The organism is Pseudonocardia kunmingensis (genome assembly GCF_006716445.1).
GTDB lineage: Bacteria > Actinomycetota > Actinomycetes > Mycobacteriales > Pseudonocardiaceae > Pseudonocardia > Pseudonocardia kunmingensis.
In genome coordinates this window covers 520,463-534,692 of the sequence record NZ_VFPA01000002.1, presented here as the reverse complement: position 1 = coordinate 534,692, position 14,230 = coordinate 520,463, and the positions used below count along the sequence as shown (strand labels likewise).

Annotated in this window: 10 protein-coding genes and 2 pseudogenes; 5 read left to right on the top strand and 7 right to left on the bottom strand. The window is 70.0% G+C overall.

The features are described from left to right. Positions 1-6: 6 nt before the first annotated feature. The 6 genes from FB558_RS18410 to FB558_RS18385 all read right to left on the bottom strand — a co-directional run bounded on the left by FB558_RS18410 (position 7) and on the right by FB558_RS18385 (position 7,775). Complete coding sequence (locus tag FB558_RS18410) at positions 7-1,821, bottom strand: acetyl/propionyl/methylcrotonyl-CoA carboxylase subunit alpha (RefSeq protein ID WP_142055120.1); 1,815 nt, start codon at positions 1,819-1,821, stop codon at positions 7-9. Beyond that, positions 1,818-4,049, bottom strand: a complete 2,232-nt coding sequence (locus FB558_RS18405; RefSeq protein WP_142055118.1) for a 4Fe-4S dicluster domain-containing protein — start codon at positions 4,047-4,049, stop codon at positions 1,818-1,820. Before FB558_RS18405 ends, FB558_RS18410 begins: the two co-directional genes overlap by 4 nt. 147 nt (positions 4,050-4,196) lie before the next feature. After that, on the bottom strand, positions 4,197-5,270 hold the full coding sequence (locus FB558_RS18400; RefSeq protein WP_211366664.1) for an enoyl-CoA hydratase/isomerase family protein: 1,074 nt from the start codon (positions 5,268-5,270) through the stop codon (positions 4,197-4,199). Between the two features lie 48 nt (positions 5,271-5,318). Next, positions 5,319-6,011 (bottom strand): alpha/beta fold hydrolase, encoded by a 693-nt coding sequence (locus FB558_RS18395; RefSeq protein ID WP_142055117.1) that lies wholly within the window; start codon positions 6,009-6,011, stop codon positions 5,319-5,321. A 1-nt stretch (position 6,012) separates the two neighbouring features. Beyond that, the gene (locus FB558_RS18390) at positions 6,013-6,960 is read right to left on the bottom strand and encodes an electron transfer flavoprotein subunit alpha/FixB family protein (RefSeq protein WP_142055115.1); all 948 of its coding nucleotides are present in this window, start codon (positions 6,958-6,960) and stop codon (positions 6,013-6,015) included. 32 nt (positions 6,961-6,992) lie between these two features. Continuing rightward, the gene (locus FB558_RS18385) at positions 6,993-7,775 is read right to left on the bottom strand and encodes an electron transfer flavoprotein subunit beta/FixA family protein (protein WP_142055113.1); all 783 of its coding nucleotides are present in this window, start codon (positions 7,773-7,775) and stop codon (positions 6,993-6,995) included. A gap of 604 nt (positions 7,776-8,379) precedes the next feature. Between FB558_RS18385 and folP the strand changes: the two genes are divergently transcribed. The 5 genes and pseudogenes from folP to FB558_RS45710 form a co-directional block, all read left to right on the top strand. After that, positions 8,380-9,279, top strand: coding sequence for a dihydropteroate synthase (gene folP / locus FB558_RS18380; RefSeq protein WP_142055111.1), 900 nt, complete (start codon positions 8,380-8,382; stop codon positions 9,277-9,279). A 153-nt stretch (positions 9,280-9,432) separates the two neighbouring features. Further along, positions 9,433-10,137, top strand: a complete 705-nt coding sequence (locus FB558_RS18375) for a pyrimidine reductase family protein (protein WP_142055109.1) — start codon at positions 9,433-9,435, stop codon at positions 10,135-10,137. 281 nt (positions 10,138-10,418) lie between these two features. Next, complete coding sequence (panD, locus tag FB558_RS18370; protein WP_142055106.1) at positions 10,419-10,841, top strand: aspartate 1-decarboxylase; 423 nt, start codon at positions 10,419-10,421, stop codon at positions 10,839-10,841. A gap of 398 nt (positions 10,842-11,239) precedes the next feature. Further along, positions 11,240-11,632 (top strand): annotated as a pseudogene (locus FB558_RS45715) (SDR family NAD(P)-dependent oxidoreductase); the annotation flags it as partial. A 617-nt stretch (positions 11,633-12,249) separates the two neighbouring features. Continuing rightward, positions 12,250-12,447, top strand: a pseudogene (locus tag FB558_RS45710) (FadR/GntR family transcriptional regulator); the annotation flags it as partial. Positions 12,448-12,734: 287 nt separating this feature from the next. Here the strand turns inward: FB558_RS45710 and FB558_RS18355 are convergent. Next, positions 12,735-14,021 carry a trypsin-like peptidase domain-containing protein gene (locus FB558_RS18355; RefSeq protein ID WP_142055102.1) on the bottom strand — a complete coding sequence of 429 codons (1,287 nt, stop codon included), beginning with the start codon at positions 14,019-14,021 and terminating at the stop codon, positions 12,735-12,737. Positions 14,022-14,230: the final 209 nt, after the last annotated feature.

Below are 14,230 nucleotides of genomic sequence, written 5' to 3'. Positions count from 1 at the left end.
CCACGGTCAGTCCTTGATCTCGCAGAGGACGGTGCCCTGCGACACCGAGCTGCCCTGCTCCGCGGACAGGCCGGTGACGGTGCCTGCCTTGTGGGCGGTGACCGGGTTCTCCATCTTCATCGCCTCGAGCACGACGACGAGGTCGCCCGCCGAGACCGTGTCGCCGTCGGACACGGCGACCTTGATGATGGTGCCCTGCATCGGAGCGGTCACCGCGTCACCCGACGCCGCCGAGCCGCCCTTGCCGCCACCGCGCTTGCGGGGCGGGGCCTTCGCCCCGGCGGCCGGGCCGCCACCACCCAGGGCGAGGTCGCCGGGCAGCGAGACCTCCAGCCGGCGGCCGCCGACCTCGACGACCACGCTCTGCCGCGGCGCCTCCTCGGCGTCGGCGCCCTCGCCGCCGGTGAAGGGCTCGACCGTGTTGTCCCACTCCGTCTCGATCCAGCGGGTGTGGACGGTGAAACCGTCGGCGTCCGTGGCCGCGAACGCCGGGTCCTCGACGACGAGCCGGTGGAACTCCAGCACCGTGGCCATGCCCTCGACCTGGAACTCGGCCAGCGCACGCCGGGAACGCTCCAGCGCCTGCGCCCGGTCGGAACCGGTGACGATCAGCTTCGCGAGCAGCGAGTCGAACTGCCCGCCGACCACCGAGCCGGCCTCGACCCCGGCGTCGACCCGCACGCCCGGGCCGGCCGGGAACGAGATCGCGCTGACGGTGCCCGGCGCGGGCAGGAAGCCGCGCCCGGCGTCCTCGCCGTTGATCCGGAACTCGATCGAGTGCCCGCGCGGCTCCGGGTCCTCCAGCAGGTTGAGCACCTCGCCCTCGGCGATGCGGAACTGCTCGCGCACCAGGTCGAGCCCCGAGGTCTCCTCCGAGACCGGGTGCTCCACCTGCAGCCGGGTGTTGACCTCGAGGAACGAGATCAGCCCGTCCTGCCCGACGAGGAACTCCACGGTGCCGGCGCCGTGGTAGCCGGCTTCGCGGCAGATCGCCTTCGCCGACTCGTGGATCGTGGCGCGCTGCTCGTCGGACAGGAACGGCGCGGGCGCCTCCTCGACGAGCTTCTGGAACCGGCGCTGCAGGGAGCAGTCGCGGGTGCCCACGACGATGACGTTGCCGTGGGTGTCGGCGAGCACCTGCGCCTCGACGTGGCGCGGCTTGTCGAGGTAGCGCTCCACGAAGCACTCGCCGCGACCGAACGCGGCGGTGGCCTCGCGCACCGCCGACTCGTAGAGCTCGCGGATCTCCTTGCGCTCCCGCGCGACCTTCATACCGCGCCCGCCACCGCCGAACGCGGCCTTGATCGCGATGGGCAGCCCGTGCTCCTCGGCGAACGCCTCGACCTCATCCGGGCCCGAGACCGGGTCCGGCGTGCCGGGGACGAGCGGCGCGCCGGCGCGGGTGGCGATGTGGCGGGCGGTGACCTTGTCGCCGAGGTCGCGGATCGCCTGGGGCGTCGGGCCGATCCAGGTGAGGTCGGCGTCGAGCACCGCCTGGGCGAAGTCGGCGTTCTCCGACAGGAAGCCGTAGCCGGGGTGGATGCCGTCGGCCCCAGCCTGCTTCGCCGCGCCGACGACCTTCGCGATGTCGAGGTAGGACTCGGCGGCCGTGCTGCCGCCGAGCGCGAACGCCTCGTCGGCCAGCCGGACGAACGGCGCGTCCCGGTCCGGGTCGGCGTACACGGCGACGCTCGCGATCCCGGCGTCGCGGCAGGCCCGGATGACGCGGACGGCGATCTCCCCGCGGTTGGCGACGAGGACCTTGCTCAAGCGCGGCACGGTCGTCGCCGTCCTCGCTCGACCGGACACGACAACGTTCATCGGATCTCCTCGACCTCCTTCTCGACAGGACCTGGTTCGACGGTGTCTCCGCGTCGCACCGAGGCGAGCAGCATCTGGGAGACGTCGAGGATCTCCACGTCCGTGCCCTTGTCCTCGCTCTGGCGCTGCGTGAGGCCGTCGGAGAACATCACGCGGCAGAACGGGCAGCCCGTGGCGATCTTCTCGGCACCGGTGCCGAGGGCCTCGTCCACGCGCTCAAGGTTGACCCGCTTGCCGATCTTCTCCTCCATCCACATGCGGGCACCACCCGCACCGCAGCAGAAGGACCGGTCGGCGTGCCGGGGCATCTCGTTGAGCGTGACGCCGGCCGCGCCGACGAGCTCCCGGGGCTCCTCGTAGATCTCGTTGTGGCGGCCGAGGTAGCAGGGGTCGTGGTAGGTCACGTCGGTCATCGCGTCCGGGGCGGCGACCGGCACGAGCTTGCCCTCGCGCACCAGCTTGTTGAGCAGCTGCGTGTGGTGCACGACCTCGTAGTGCCCGTCCAGCTGCGGGTACTCGCGCCCGAGGGTGTTGAGGCAGTGCGGGCAGGTCGTCACGATCTTGCGGGTGCCCGGCTCGCGCCCGGAGAAGACGCTGTTGAGCATCTCGACGTTCTGCTGGGCGAGCATCTGGAAGAGGAACTCGTTGCCCGAGCGGCGAGCCGGGTCGCCGGTGCAGCCCTCCTCCGAGCCCAGCACCACGTAGTCCACGCCGGCGCGGTGCAGCAGCTCCGCGGTGGCGCGCACGGTCTTCTTGGCGTTGTCGTCGAACGCGCCCGCGCAGCCGATCCAGTAGAGGTACTCGGTGTCCGGTGAGAGCTCGCCGTCGAAGACCGGGACCTCGAAGTCCAGGCCCTTGGTCCAGTCCAGACGCTCCTTGGCGTTCTGGCCCCACGGGTTGCCCTTGTTCTCCAGGTTGCGGAACAGCACGCCCAGCTCGGAGGGGAACTCCGACTCTATGAGCACCTGGTGGCGGCGCATGTCGACGATGTGGTCGACGTGCTCGATGTCCACCGGGCACTGCTCGACGCACGCTCCGCAGGTGGTGCACGCCCACAGCACGTCGGGGTCGATCACGCCACCCTGCTCGGCGGTGCCGACGAGAGGGCGTGCGGCCTGTTCCGGGCCGGAACCGGGAACCCGCTCGTACCCGGACTCCGGCACCCCGTGGCCCGGGTGAGCGGTGAGCCCGGCGGAGAAGTCGATCGACCCCTCCTCGGGTGCCTGTTTGCCGTCGATGAGGTAGGGCGCCTTGGCCAGCAGGTGATCCCGCAGGTCCATGATCACGAGCTTCGGGGAGAGTGGCTTGCCGGTGTTCCAGGCCGGGCACTGGCTCTGGCAGCGACCGCACTCGGTGCAGGTCGCGAAGTCGAGCATGCCCTTCCACGTGAAGTCCTCGACCTTGCCGCGGCCGAACGCCGCCTCCTCCGGCGGGTCCTCGAAGTCGATCGGCTTGCCCTCGTGCTCGATCGGCTGCAGCGGGCCCAGCGCCTTCGGCATCCGCTTGGCGGAGACGTTGATCGGCGCGGTGAAGATGTGCAGGTGCTTGCTGTAGGCGATGATCACGGTGAAGACCAGCATCACGCCGATGTGCAGCAGCAGGCCGATGCTCTCGAGCACGAAGAGCGTGCCCTCGGGGATCCCGGCCATGAGCCGGCCGACGCCGATCGAGACGAAGGCTCCCGACTCGTAGGGGAACACGCCCAGCGCCGAGGACGCGCCGCGGAAGAAGAACATCGTCCACAGCACGTTGAAGATCATGAACAGGATCAGCCACGCGCCCCCGGTGTGGGATCCGTAGAACCGCGACGCGCGCGCCTGGCGCTCCGGCGCGTTGCGGATGCGGATCACGGCGAACACGGCGAGCGAGATCAGCGCGGCGGTGGCGATGAAGTCCTGGAGGAACCCGAGCACCGGCCAGCGGCCGATCAGCGGGATGTGGAAGTCGTGGTCGAACAGCGCGCCGTAGGCCTCGAGGTACACCGTGATCAAGATCACGAACGCCCAGAAGGTGAAGAAGTGGGCGAGTCCGGGCACCGACCACCGCAGCAGCTTGCGCTGCCCGAACACCTCGACGAACTGCGCCTTGATCCGCTCGCCGAGGCCGTCGGTGCGGTCGTGCGCCGGCTGACCGGAGCTGATCAGCTGGTAGAGCCAGTAGGCGCGGCGGCCGGACACGGCCAGTGCGAGCACTGTCATCGCCAGTCCGATGACGAGTCTGACAACCACGGGCTCTCCTCCTATAGCGACGGCAGTGAGTGTGCGGATCGCTGCCCAGGGTCGAGGGCACGCCTTCGTGACGTGTTGAGCAGGACTTGGACGCCCGACGGGACGAACCGTCCGCCGACCGGCAGGCGGACGCCGTGCACAGCGTGATCAGCGGAGGGCATCGGATGCTTCGCCGGCGGGCTCCACCTCGTCCACGAGGCCCCACTGCAACGCGGTGCCGGCGGCGAGCGGCCGGCCGGTGAGGGCGAGGTGCAGGGCGCGCCAGCGACCGATGCGGCGCACGATGCTGACCGTTCCGCCGGCACCGGGGATGAGGCCCATGGCGACCTCCGGCAGCCGGAAGGTGGCGTCGCTGCGGGCGACGACGCGACCGGCGAACGCCGGCAGTTCGATCCCCGCGCCCACGCACGGGCCGTGCACCCGCACCTCGAGCCGGTCGGCCAGGCGGTGCAGCAGCCGACCAGCACCTCCGCGACTGCGGACGACGTGCGCCGTGGCGAGGTCGGGCGCCGTACCGAACTCGGCAAGATCACCGCCCGCCGAGAAGAGCGGGCCGGCGCCGTCGAGCACCACCCGCGTCACGCCGGTGTCGAGCACCGCGATCTCGAGTGCCGCGACGAGCGCGTCCCGGATCTCCCGGCCGTATGCGTTGCGGCGCTCCGGCCGGTGCAGCGTGATCCGCAGCTCATCCCCGTCCCGAGCGACGAGCACCGGCTCGGTGGCCGCAGGAGCCGGCAGCGGCCGGGGACCGCGGAGATCGAGCCACCGTCGGAACTCGTCGCCGCCCAGGAGGGTGGAGTAGGCCAGCGACTCCGCGTCGAGCGCGTCGGGGACCCGGAGGGACCCCGACCAGCGCAACAGACCCGCGAGCACCGTGGCGGCCTGTGGGTTCGCTGCGACCAGCCGGTGCAGTTCTGCGGCCTCGGCGATCGGATCCGGTACGCCGACCCGCTCCCGGGGAACGGCCGGGCCCGCCGGAACGAGGGTGAGGTCGAGCGCTCTGACCAGCGGGACCAGCATGGGATCGAGAGCCGGGCTGGTGGTGACTCCGACGACGACCCGGTCGACATCCGCCACGGCACGCGCCGCCGCATCCGCCACCGCAGGCTCCACCGGCGCATCGAGGGCGACCACCATCAGCGGCCGGCGGATCGCACCGTCGACGTCGAGCAGGTCCTGTGACCCGCTGTCTGCGAGCCGCCGCACATCGAGCCACGGCATGGAGCTACCCGCGTCGGACCCGCCCGTCATCGTCGTCAATGGGTCCCCTCAGGCTGCGAGGAACGTCACGACGGCGTCGAGGCACCGTATGTCCCCGGTCGTGGCGAAGTGGTCCACACCCCGGAGGACGACGCTCTGGCTGTCCGGGAGGACTGCCGCCAGCCGGTCCGCCGGCGCCGCCGGATCGCGGTCGCCGACGACCACCAGCGTGGGCGCGGTGATCCTCTCCACTTCCGCGGGCGGGACCGCGCCCGGCGCCGCGCGGAGGTAAGCGGCCACCGCGGCCGGATCGTTCCCCGCCGTGGCGGCCATCCGACGGAACAACCGACCGTGCACGTCGTCCGGCTCCTCCCGTGCATCGATCATGTCAGCCAGCCGGGTGGTGGCCTCGGCAGTGCTCGGCCTCAACACCCGGTCGCCGATGCCGAGCACGGCCAGCCGGCGGAAGGAGCCCGGCCGGCGAGCCGCCGCGCGCAGGACGGCGACGGCACCGGCCGAGAACCCGACCGCGCTCACCGCGTCGAAGGACGCTGCGACCCGCAGGATCCGGTCCGCCGCGTCGGGCTCGTCGGCGCCGACGCCGCTCGGGCCGCTCGCACCGTGGCCGGGCAGCTGCACGCCGACGACCTCGTGCCCTTCCCCGCGCAGAACATCGACCCAGCCGGTCGTCTCCCAGTTGTGCCGGAACGACGAGCCGAGCCCGTGAACCAGCACCACCGTCTCGCCGCGCCCCTCCGGCACGTCAGCCCTTCCGAGTGGTGATCTGTCCGGCGAGCTGGGGGGCGACCTTGAACAGGTCGCCCACCACGCCGTAGTCGGCGATCTCGAAGATCGGCGCCTCCGGGTCCTTGTTCACCGCGATGATCGTCTTCGACGTCTGCATCCCGGCCCGGTGCTGGATGGCACCGGAGATGCCCAGCGCGATGTACAGCTGAGGGGAGACCGTCTTCCCGGTCTGGCCCACCTGGAACTGGTGCGGGTAGTAGCCCGAGTCCACGGCCGCACGCGACGCGCCGACCGCCGCGCCGAGCGAGTCGGCCAGCGCCTCGACCACCGAGAAGTCGTCGGCCGAGCCCACACCGCGGCCACCGGACACCACCACGGATGCCTCGGTGAGCTCCGGGCGGTCCCCGCCGGTGATCGGCTCCCGGCTCGAGACGGTGGCCGAGCGCCCGCCGCCGGCGGCCACCTCCACCGCCTCCTCCGCGCCCGCGCCCGGCGCCGGCTCGGCGTCCACCGAACCCGGCCGCAGCGTGATCACCGGGTGCCCGGTGTTCGACTTCGCCTCGGCGATGAACGCACCGCCGAACACCGAGTGCGTGGTGCCCTCCGGCGAGACGGCCACGACGTCGCCCAGCAGCCCGGAGCCCGTGCGCACGGCCACCCGGCCGGCGATCTCCTTGCCGTCCGCGGACACCGCGATCAGCACCGCCGCCGGGTCCTTCGACTCCACCAGCGACGACAGCACCGACACCTCGGGCGAGAGGAACTCGCTCGAATCGGTCTCCGCCACGTAGATCTTCGCCGCCCCGTACTCCTTGAGCCCGTCGGCCAGCTTGCCCGCGGTACCCGCGGGGCCGACGACGACCGCGGACGGCTCGCCCAGCGCCCGCGCCGCGGTCAGCAGCTCGTACGTGCTCTTCTTGATCTCACCCTCGAGGTGGTCGACGAGGACCAGCACCTCAGCCATGGGTCCGTCTCCTTCTCTCTCGTCGATCCGTCTCAGATGAGCTTCTGCGACACCAGGTACGCGGCGATCTTCGCGCCGCCGTCACCCTCGTCCTCGACCTTCTCACCCGCGCTCTTGGGCGGCTTGGGCTGCGACGAGGTCACCGTCGACAGCGCCGAGGCCAGCCCCACCTCCGAGCCGTCGATGCCGGCGTCGGCCAGCCCGATCGTCGCCACCGGCTTCTTCTTCGCCGCCATGATCCCCTTGAACGACGGGTACCGCGGCTCGTTGATCTTCTCGCCCACGCTCACCACCGCCGGCAGCTCCGCGGTCAGGACCGTGACGCCGTCGTCGGTCTCGCGCTTCACCGTGACCGAGGACCCATCCACCGTGATCTCCCGGGCGTGCGTCAGGGCCGGCAGCCCCAGCACGTCGGCCACCATCGCCGGCACCGCGGCCGAGCGGCCGTCGGAGGCCTCGTTGCCGGCCACCACGAGGTCCACGCCCTCCACCGTGCCGATCGCCTTGGCCAGCGCCCGCGCCGTCTGCACCGCGCACGACCCGGCCAGCGCCTCGTCCGACAGGTGCACCGCCTTGTCCGCACCCATCGACAGCGCCTTGCGGATGGCGTCGGTGGCCCGGTCCGGGCCCATCGTGAGAACGGTCACCTCGGAACCGTCGTGGGCCTCCTTGAGCTGCAGAGCAGCCTCCACGGCGCGCTCGTTGATCTCGTCGAGCACCGCGTCGGTGGCGTCCCGGTCCAACGTGCCGTCGGACCTCAGCTTCCGCTCCGAATACGTGTCGGGCACCTGCTTGACCAGCACGACGATGTTCACATCTCTCCTTCGTCCACCCGTGTGGGTCTGCGCCGAATCGGGCTGTCACATCAGCTTGGAGATCGTGCCGTCGGGACTACCCACCGGCACGCTCCGGCCGCAGCCGAGCCGGTCGGCGGGCGCGACACGGACTCGACACTGCCGACGCTCTGGACAGCCCACCACCCACTTGCCCACGGGCGTCCACACCGCCTCGACGATCGCTGCATCCCGCACGACAGGACCTCCCGGCCGATAACCGGGCCGACTATACAGATAGATATTTGCGCTCAATAGCCCAGCCTTGGTCGCAGACAGGACCGAGGCGGACAGCCGGCACGACGACCAGCGAGCGCCCACCGGGCCGGACCACACGAGGCGGTCCAAACCTCGGCACGGACCGACCACCGGCAAGTCGTCGCCGGCCCACCTGCGCACCACCGAATCCTCGCACTGCACGTCCGGCGCCCGAGACCACCGCCCTTGCAGGCAGTCGAGTTGACACCACCACGAGGTAGGACTGTACTGAGAACCTCGTTTTCAGTACAGGATGGATGGAGAAGTCGTGGCGGCTGGCACAACACGGCGCAACCCTGCTTCCACGTACCGCTCGCCGAGGAGGACGATGGGCCCGCGCTGCTCCGAGGTGACCGCCGTCGGACGAGTCCTCACGCTCGGCGTCCGGCCCTGGTTGATGGGAGTCGTCAATGCCTCTCCGGAGTCGTTCTCCGACGGGGGCACCGTCCGCGGCGTCGACTCCCAACTGGAGCGCGCCTCGCAACTGCTGACTGAGGGCGCGGACATCATCGATGTCGGTGGCGAGTCAGCCGTGACGAACCAGCCCGCGCTTCGTGCGGAAGACGAGATCAAGCGAGTCGTGCCACTGATCGAGCGAATCGTCAACGAGCTGGGTGCCATCGTCTCGGTGGACACGTATAAGGCCGAAGTCGCGGAAGCGGCCATCGCCGCCGGGGCCGTCCTCGTCAACGACGTGAGCGGGCTGCGCGACCTCGCGCTCGCGGACGTCTGCGCGCGCACCGGTGCCGCGTTGGTGCTGATGCACACCCGTGCAGCACCCAAGCAACGGTTGCAGGACCCCGATCGATATGACGACGTCACGAATGACGTCGTCAGCTTCCTCGCCGACCGGATGCGAGCCGCCACCGCTCGCGGCGTGGCCGATGATGCATTGATCCTCGACCCCGGCCCCGACTTCGCCAAGACCCCGCTCCAGACGATCGAGCTGTTGCGACGCTTCGAGGACCTGCACGCGCTGGGACGACCACTGCTGCTTGCGGTATCACGCAAAGACTTCATAGGAGCGCTCACCGGCCGCCGTCCGAGCGAGCGCCTTGCGGGCACATTGGCCGCCGTCGGCCATTGCCTGGACGCAGGCGGCCACATCATGCGTGTGCACGATGTCGCCGCGGCACACGATTACGTCACCGTCCGAGCCGCCCTGCGCGGCGAACTCGAAGTGAATCGAACGTTGGCACTCGACGACTCGATCCGCCACGAGCAATAGCATACTCGTGAACACTGTCGAAATAGCCGTCGCGCCGGGTGGACGCCCGGCTTGCACGTCCGTCCTGCAGTTGACCGCCGGAACCATCGCCATGATCGCGGGTGAAGATTGCCGCACTGCAGCGCAGCCTTGCGCTTGTGCTGGGATGACTTAATGCAGCCCCTCCTGCCGGTCGACGACGCTCTGAACGACGCGCAACTCACGGACCGCTATGCCTACCCCGAGGCTCTCAACGCGCCGTTCGTGCGCGTGAACTTCGTGGCGAGAGCCGACGGCGCATGCACGTTCGAGGGCCGCACCGCGGGCCTAGGTTCCCCCGCCGACAGGCGCGTATTCATGCTCCTGCGCCAGCTCGCAGACGTCGTCCTCGTAGGGGCTGGGACGGTGCGCGCCGAAGATTACGGTGGCGTCCGCAGCGGGGGCACGCCGATCGCGGTCGTCAGCGGCTCAGCCCAGCTCGATCCGGCCAGCAGGCTGTTCACCGACACGCACGTGCCCCCAATCGTCCTCACCCTTGCTTCCGCGCCGCACGAGCGCCGGAATCTCCTCGCCGCTGCAGGCGGCGACATCGTCGCGCTCGATCGCCTCACCCCGGATCTGGTGCTGGCCGAGCTGGCCCGCCGCGGCCTGCACCGTGTGCTCTGTGAGGGCGGACCCACATTCTTCGGCGAACTCGTGGCCGCAGACGCAGTAGACGAGCTGTGCCTCACGGTCGCGCCCCTGCTTGTCGGGGGCACCGCTGGCCGGATCGCCATAGGCCCGGAGAGCGGACACCACCACCCTCTGAAGCTCCTAGAGATCCTGCATGAGGACGATGTCCTCCTGCTCCGGTACGGCCGCGACCACGATGCTCGATGACGCGAGTGGTGTTCCCGGCCGCGCACGACAGGGGCCAGGGTCGGGCTCGCGCCCCCTCCGACGCCAGCACGCCGTTCCAGTGAGCCGATCCCCTGACGTAGGTCGTCATCAGCTCGCACACCTCGGGTGCGGGAACCTCGGGGGCAAGGGCAGTCGTGCACACACGACCAGCGGACGCTGAGACCTTACACACGTTCGTCCGCGCCGGACGCCCGCTGTGTTATCGATATGGGTGAGTTCACGTCTTATCCGTGCAGCCCGGCGGCCCAGGAAGGAGTGCGATGAGTCAGCCTGAGAAGCATCGGACTCTACTCAGCGGAAAGATCCATCGCGTCACGGTTACCGAGGCCGATTTGCACTATGTCGGCTCAGTGACGATCGATCAGACGCTCTTGGAAGCGGCGGACCTGGTCGAGGGCGAACAGGTTCAGGTGGTCGACATCACCAACGGTGCCCGCCTCACCACATATGCGATCGCTGGCCGGCGAGGCAGTGGTGTGATCGGTATCAACGGCGCCGCGGCACACCTGATACACCCCGGTGATCTCACCATCATCATGGCGTTCCAACAGGTGCCCCAGTCCGCCGTGGCCGACCACGTGCCCGCAGTGGTACATGTCGACGCCGACAATCGGATCGTCGCGCTGGGCTCGGATCCGGCGCAGCCCGTACCAGGTTCGGTACACCAAGTCTCAGGCCGATGACGCACACGGGCCGAGCACTGGCGTGCGTGAGGTAGCCGATCAGCGGTGGGTCGACGACCTCCTCGCGGCCGGCCTGACCGCGGGAAGTCCGGACCCGCCGCCGCGGTCGCCACTCTCGGCACCTACACGACGACGTCGACGGGAGCCCCGAGACCGCACCTGACCGGACCGTGGACCTGCATCCCTGCCTGCATGCCAGGAGAGTTGCGGCGGGTCCTCGTCTGCGCCCGAGTCTCTGCGACCTGGTAGGTCTGTTTGGCGGCGAGCCACGGGCCACACCGCGCGCGGCGTCCGCCAGCCGATCGACCCCTTGACTTGCGTTGTAATCTCGTAATCAGGCGGCATACTCCACGCATCGCCGGAGGGGTGGTCACACATGAGCTCCCGGGCGTACGGCACTGATCACGGGCGGCACGGGCAGCCTCGGATTCCGGACGGCGCAGGCGATCCTCGCCGACGGCGACTGGGACGCCGTGATCACCGGCCGCGGCGTCGTGGCCGAGGCCACCGCCCGGCTGGGCCACCACGCGAGGAGTCGCCACCTCGACCTCGGGTCGCTCGCGGAGGTCCGCCGGTTCGCCTGTGACCTGCCGCCGCTCGATGCGGTGGTCTGCAACGCCGGTCTGCTGAACGTCTCCGGCACGAAGTTCACCGGCGACGGGATCGAGGAGACGTTCGCCGTCAACCATATGGCTCATTTCCTGCTGGTGCAGGAGGTGCTGCCGAGCATGCCGGCGCCGGGCCGGATGGTGTTCGTCTCCAGCGCCACCCACGACCCCGCCCGGCACCGGCTTCCCACCACCCGGCTACACCAGCGCGCGCCGACTCGCGCATCCCGACGACGACGCCGACCCCGCACGCCCGATGCACGCGGGGCAACGCCGCTACACCGCGTCCAAGCTCTGCAACATCCTGGCCGCCTACGAGTTCGCCCGGCGGATCCCGGCGGAGGTCGCCACGTTCAATGCCTTCGATCCTGGACAGATGCCGGGCACCGGACTCGCCCGGGACCTCCGCGGTTTCCGCACCTTCGCCTGGAAGCGGGTCATGCCCGCCCTGACCCTCGTCTCGGGCATCAACCGCCGCACGCCGACACAGGCCGGCACCGCGCTCGCCCGGCTCGTCCTCGACCCGCAGCTGGCCGACACCACCGGCAGGTACTTCAACGGCACGCGCGAGGTCCGCTCCTCGGCCGAGTCCTACGACACCCGCAAGGCTGCGGACCTCTGGGGAACCAGCACCACCCTCACCGCCGACCCGGCAAGGACCTTGCGCTTCCCGCTGGAGGGCGCATCGATGAGGCGGATCAGCCAGGAGCAGATCCGCCGCAACGCAGACCGTCCAGGGGTGACGGCGAGAGTGCTCCCGCCGAGCCCGGTCGTCCGACGTCGAGAGGAGCGGAGCAGTTATGGTCCGCCCGACGGGTTCGCGCAGGATGGCCGAGCTCGTCGCCCACCGGATCCGCGAGCAGATCGCCCGCGGCGAGCTGGTGGCCGGCGACCCGCTCCCCTCGGAGACGGCGCTGCTGGAGACCTTCGAGGTAGCCCGCCCGACCATGCGGGCGGCCCTGCGGATCCTCGAGTCCGAAGGCCTGCTGACCGTGAAGATCGGCAAGGGCGGTGGCCCGCGAGTCGCCGTCCCCCGAATCGACTCGGTAGCCAAGCAGGCCGGCGTCCTGCTCCAGGTCCAGGGCGCACCGCTGAGCGACATGCTCACGGCGCGACGGGTGATCGAAGCCACCCTGCTGGACGATCTCGCCCCGCGGCTGTTCCACTCACTGCTCGAGTCCCTGGTGGATCGGGCGAGCCGGGCCTACTTCGAGGGACCGCTCGGCGCCCACCGCCGACCTGCCCGCTACCAAGACGGCCGTCCTCGTCGTGGACACGCGTGTGCCTACTCCGTGCTGAGCCGCGATCGCCTGGTGCGCTTCAGACACCAGGCGACAAGTCCGCCACCCACGACGACCCCGCCGAGCCCGGAGAAGACGAGAGGCCAGCCATGGAACACACCCTTTTCAGCGGCGCCAATGGGCTCGACCAGTGCAGCGGCCCGACTGGTGGGTTCGACGCCTGATTCCTGCGCCTCGGCCACTTCTACCCCCACGCCCAGAAACTCGCGAAGCATGCTGGTGTCGGTGATGACATTGAAGTTCTGCCCGAAGAACGGCACAGCCATCTGACTGTTGATCCCGCAGACCTCGCCGCGGGAGTTGACCGTGGGCCCACCGGACATGCCCTGGTCGAAGTCCGCGCTGACCTGGTTCACAGCGACGCCCTGCCGGAACTGCCGGGCGATGATCGTGCCGCTGGTGCTCGCGGGCTGGAGCCGGGAGTCCTGCAGGACGTCCGCCGGTGCCTTGCCACCACTCAGCAGACCGGGGATGTCAATGCCATCGGTCTCGCTGATGTTCAGACCCGGGAATCCGATGGACGTCACGGGCTCACCGAGCTGAGGCGCATTCGGCGCGATCGCGAGGGGCTTGGCCGGAGGCAGGCCGTGCACCTCGAGCTTGGCGGTATCGCCCTCCTCAGCGGACCGGAAGCTGTGCACACGCACGATGACCGGCGAGGTGAGGACCGCGCCCGGAAGCTCCCGCGGTTGAAACGCCCACACGGTGCGCTGCGGTTCGGAAAGTCCGGGATCAAGAGGAAGCGGCCACTCAGTCTCCGGGTCTACCGGGCCGTCCTGCATGTGCATCGCCAGCCGACCCTCCTTCGGATCGACGCAGTGTCCCGCGGTGACGACAGTGGTCGGTGTGTCGAACCAGCCGGTGCAGATCGACATGACCGGTAGCTCGGGTGGTGCCGCCGGGTCCTGAGGCTCCGTGATGGCGGGCATCGCGAACGGATCGACAGGCTCTTCCCAGATCGTGACGAGCCCGACGATCGACTGCTGGAGCGACTCCAGCCGCGCCGGGTCGATGAAGGTGTTCAGCGCAGTCGGCTGGGGTTGCATCGCCGCCGGGCCGGGCGCCGACGCGGTGGAAGGCGGTTCCGGTTCCGAGAATTCCGCTCCCCTGGGCCCGGGACGTCCGGTCTCGGGTATCGGGGCCGCGGGTGGCGGCGGCCCCGCTGCCGCCGCCCCGCCGGAGACACTCACTCCGAGGCAGACAGTGATCAGTGCCAGCATCGTGACGCGCAGCCATCGCTTGGACGGCGACCCTGTCGGAACAATTCGCATGCTGGTCTCCTCCTACTCGTTGAGTACGGCTTTGCCAAGGAGCGCCGGCGCGCCGGCGATCAACCTGGGGTGATGTGCAGGTGCCCTGTCGGTGGCATCACTGGTCGTATCGTGGCGCTGGTCGAACCCGGACTCTCAGCTCGGCATGAGGGAGGGCGAGATAGCGGCCACCCGGCTGGTGGCCGAATCGAAGAACTGAGCTACCGCCT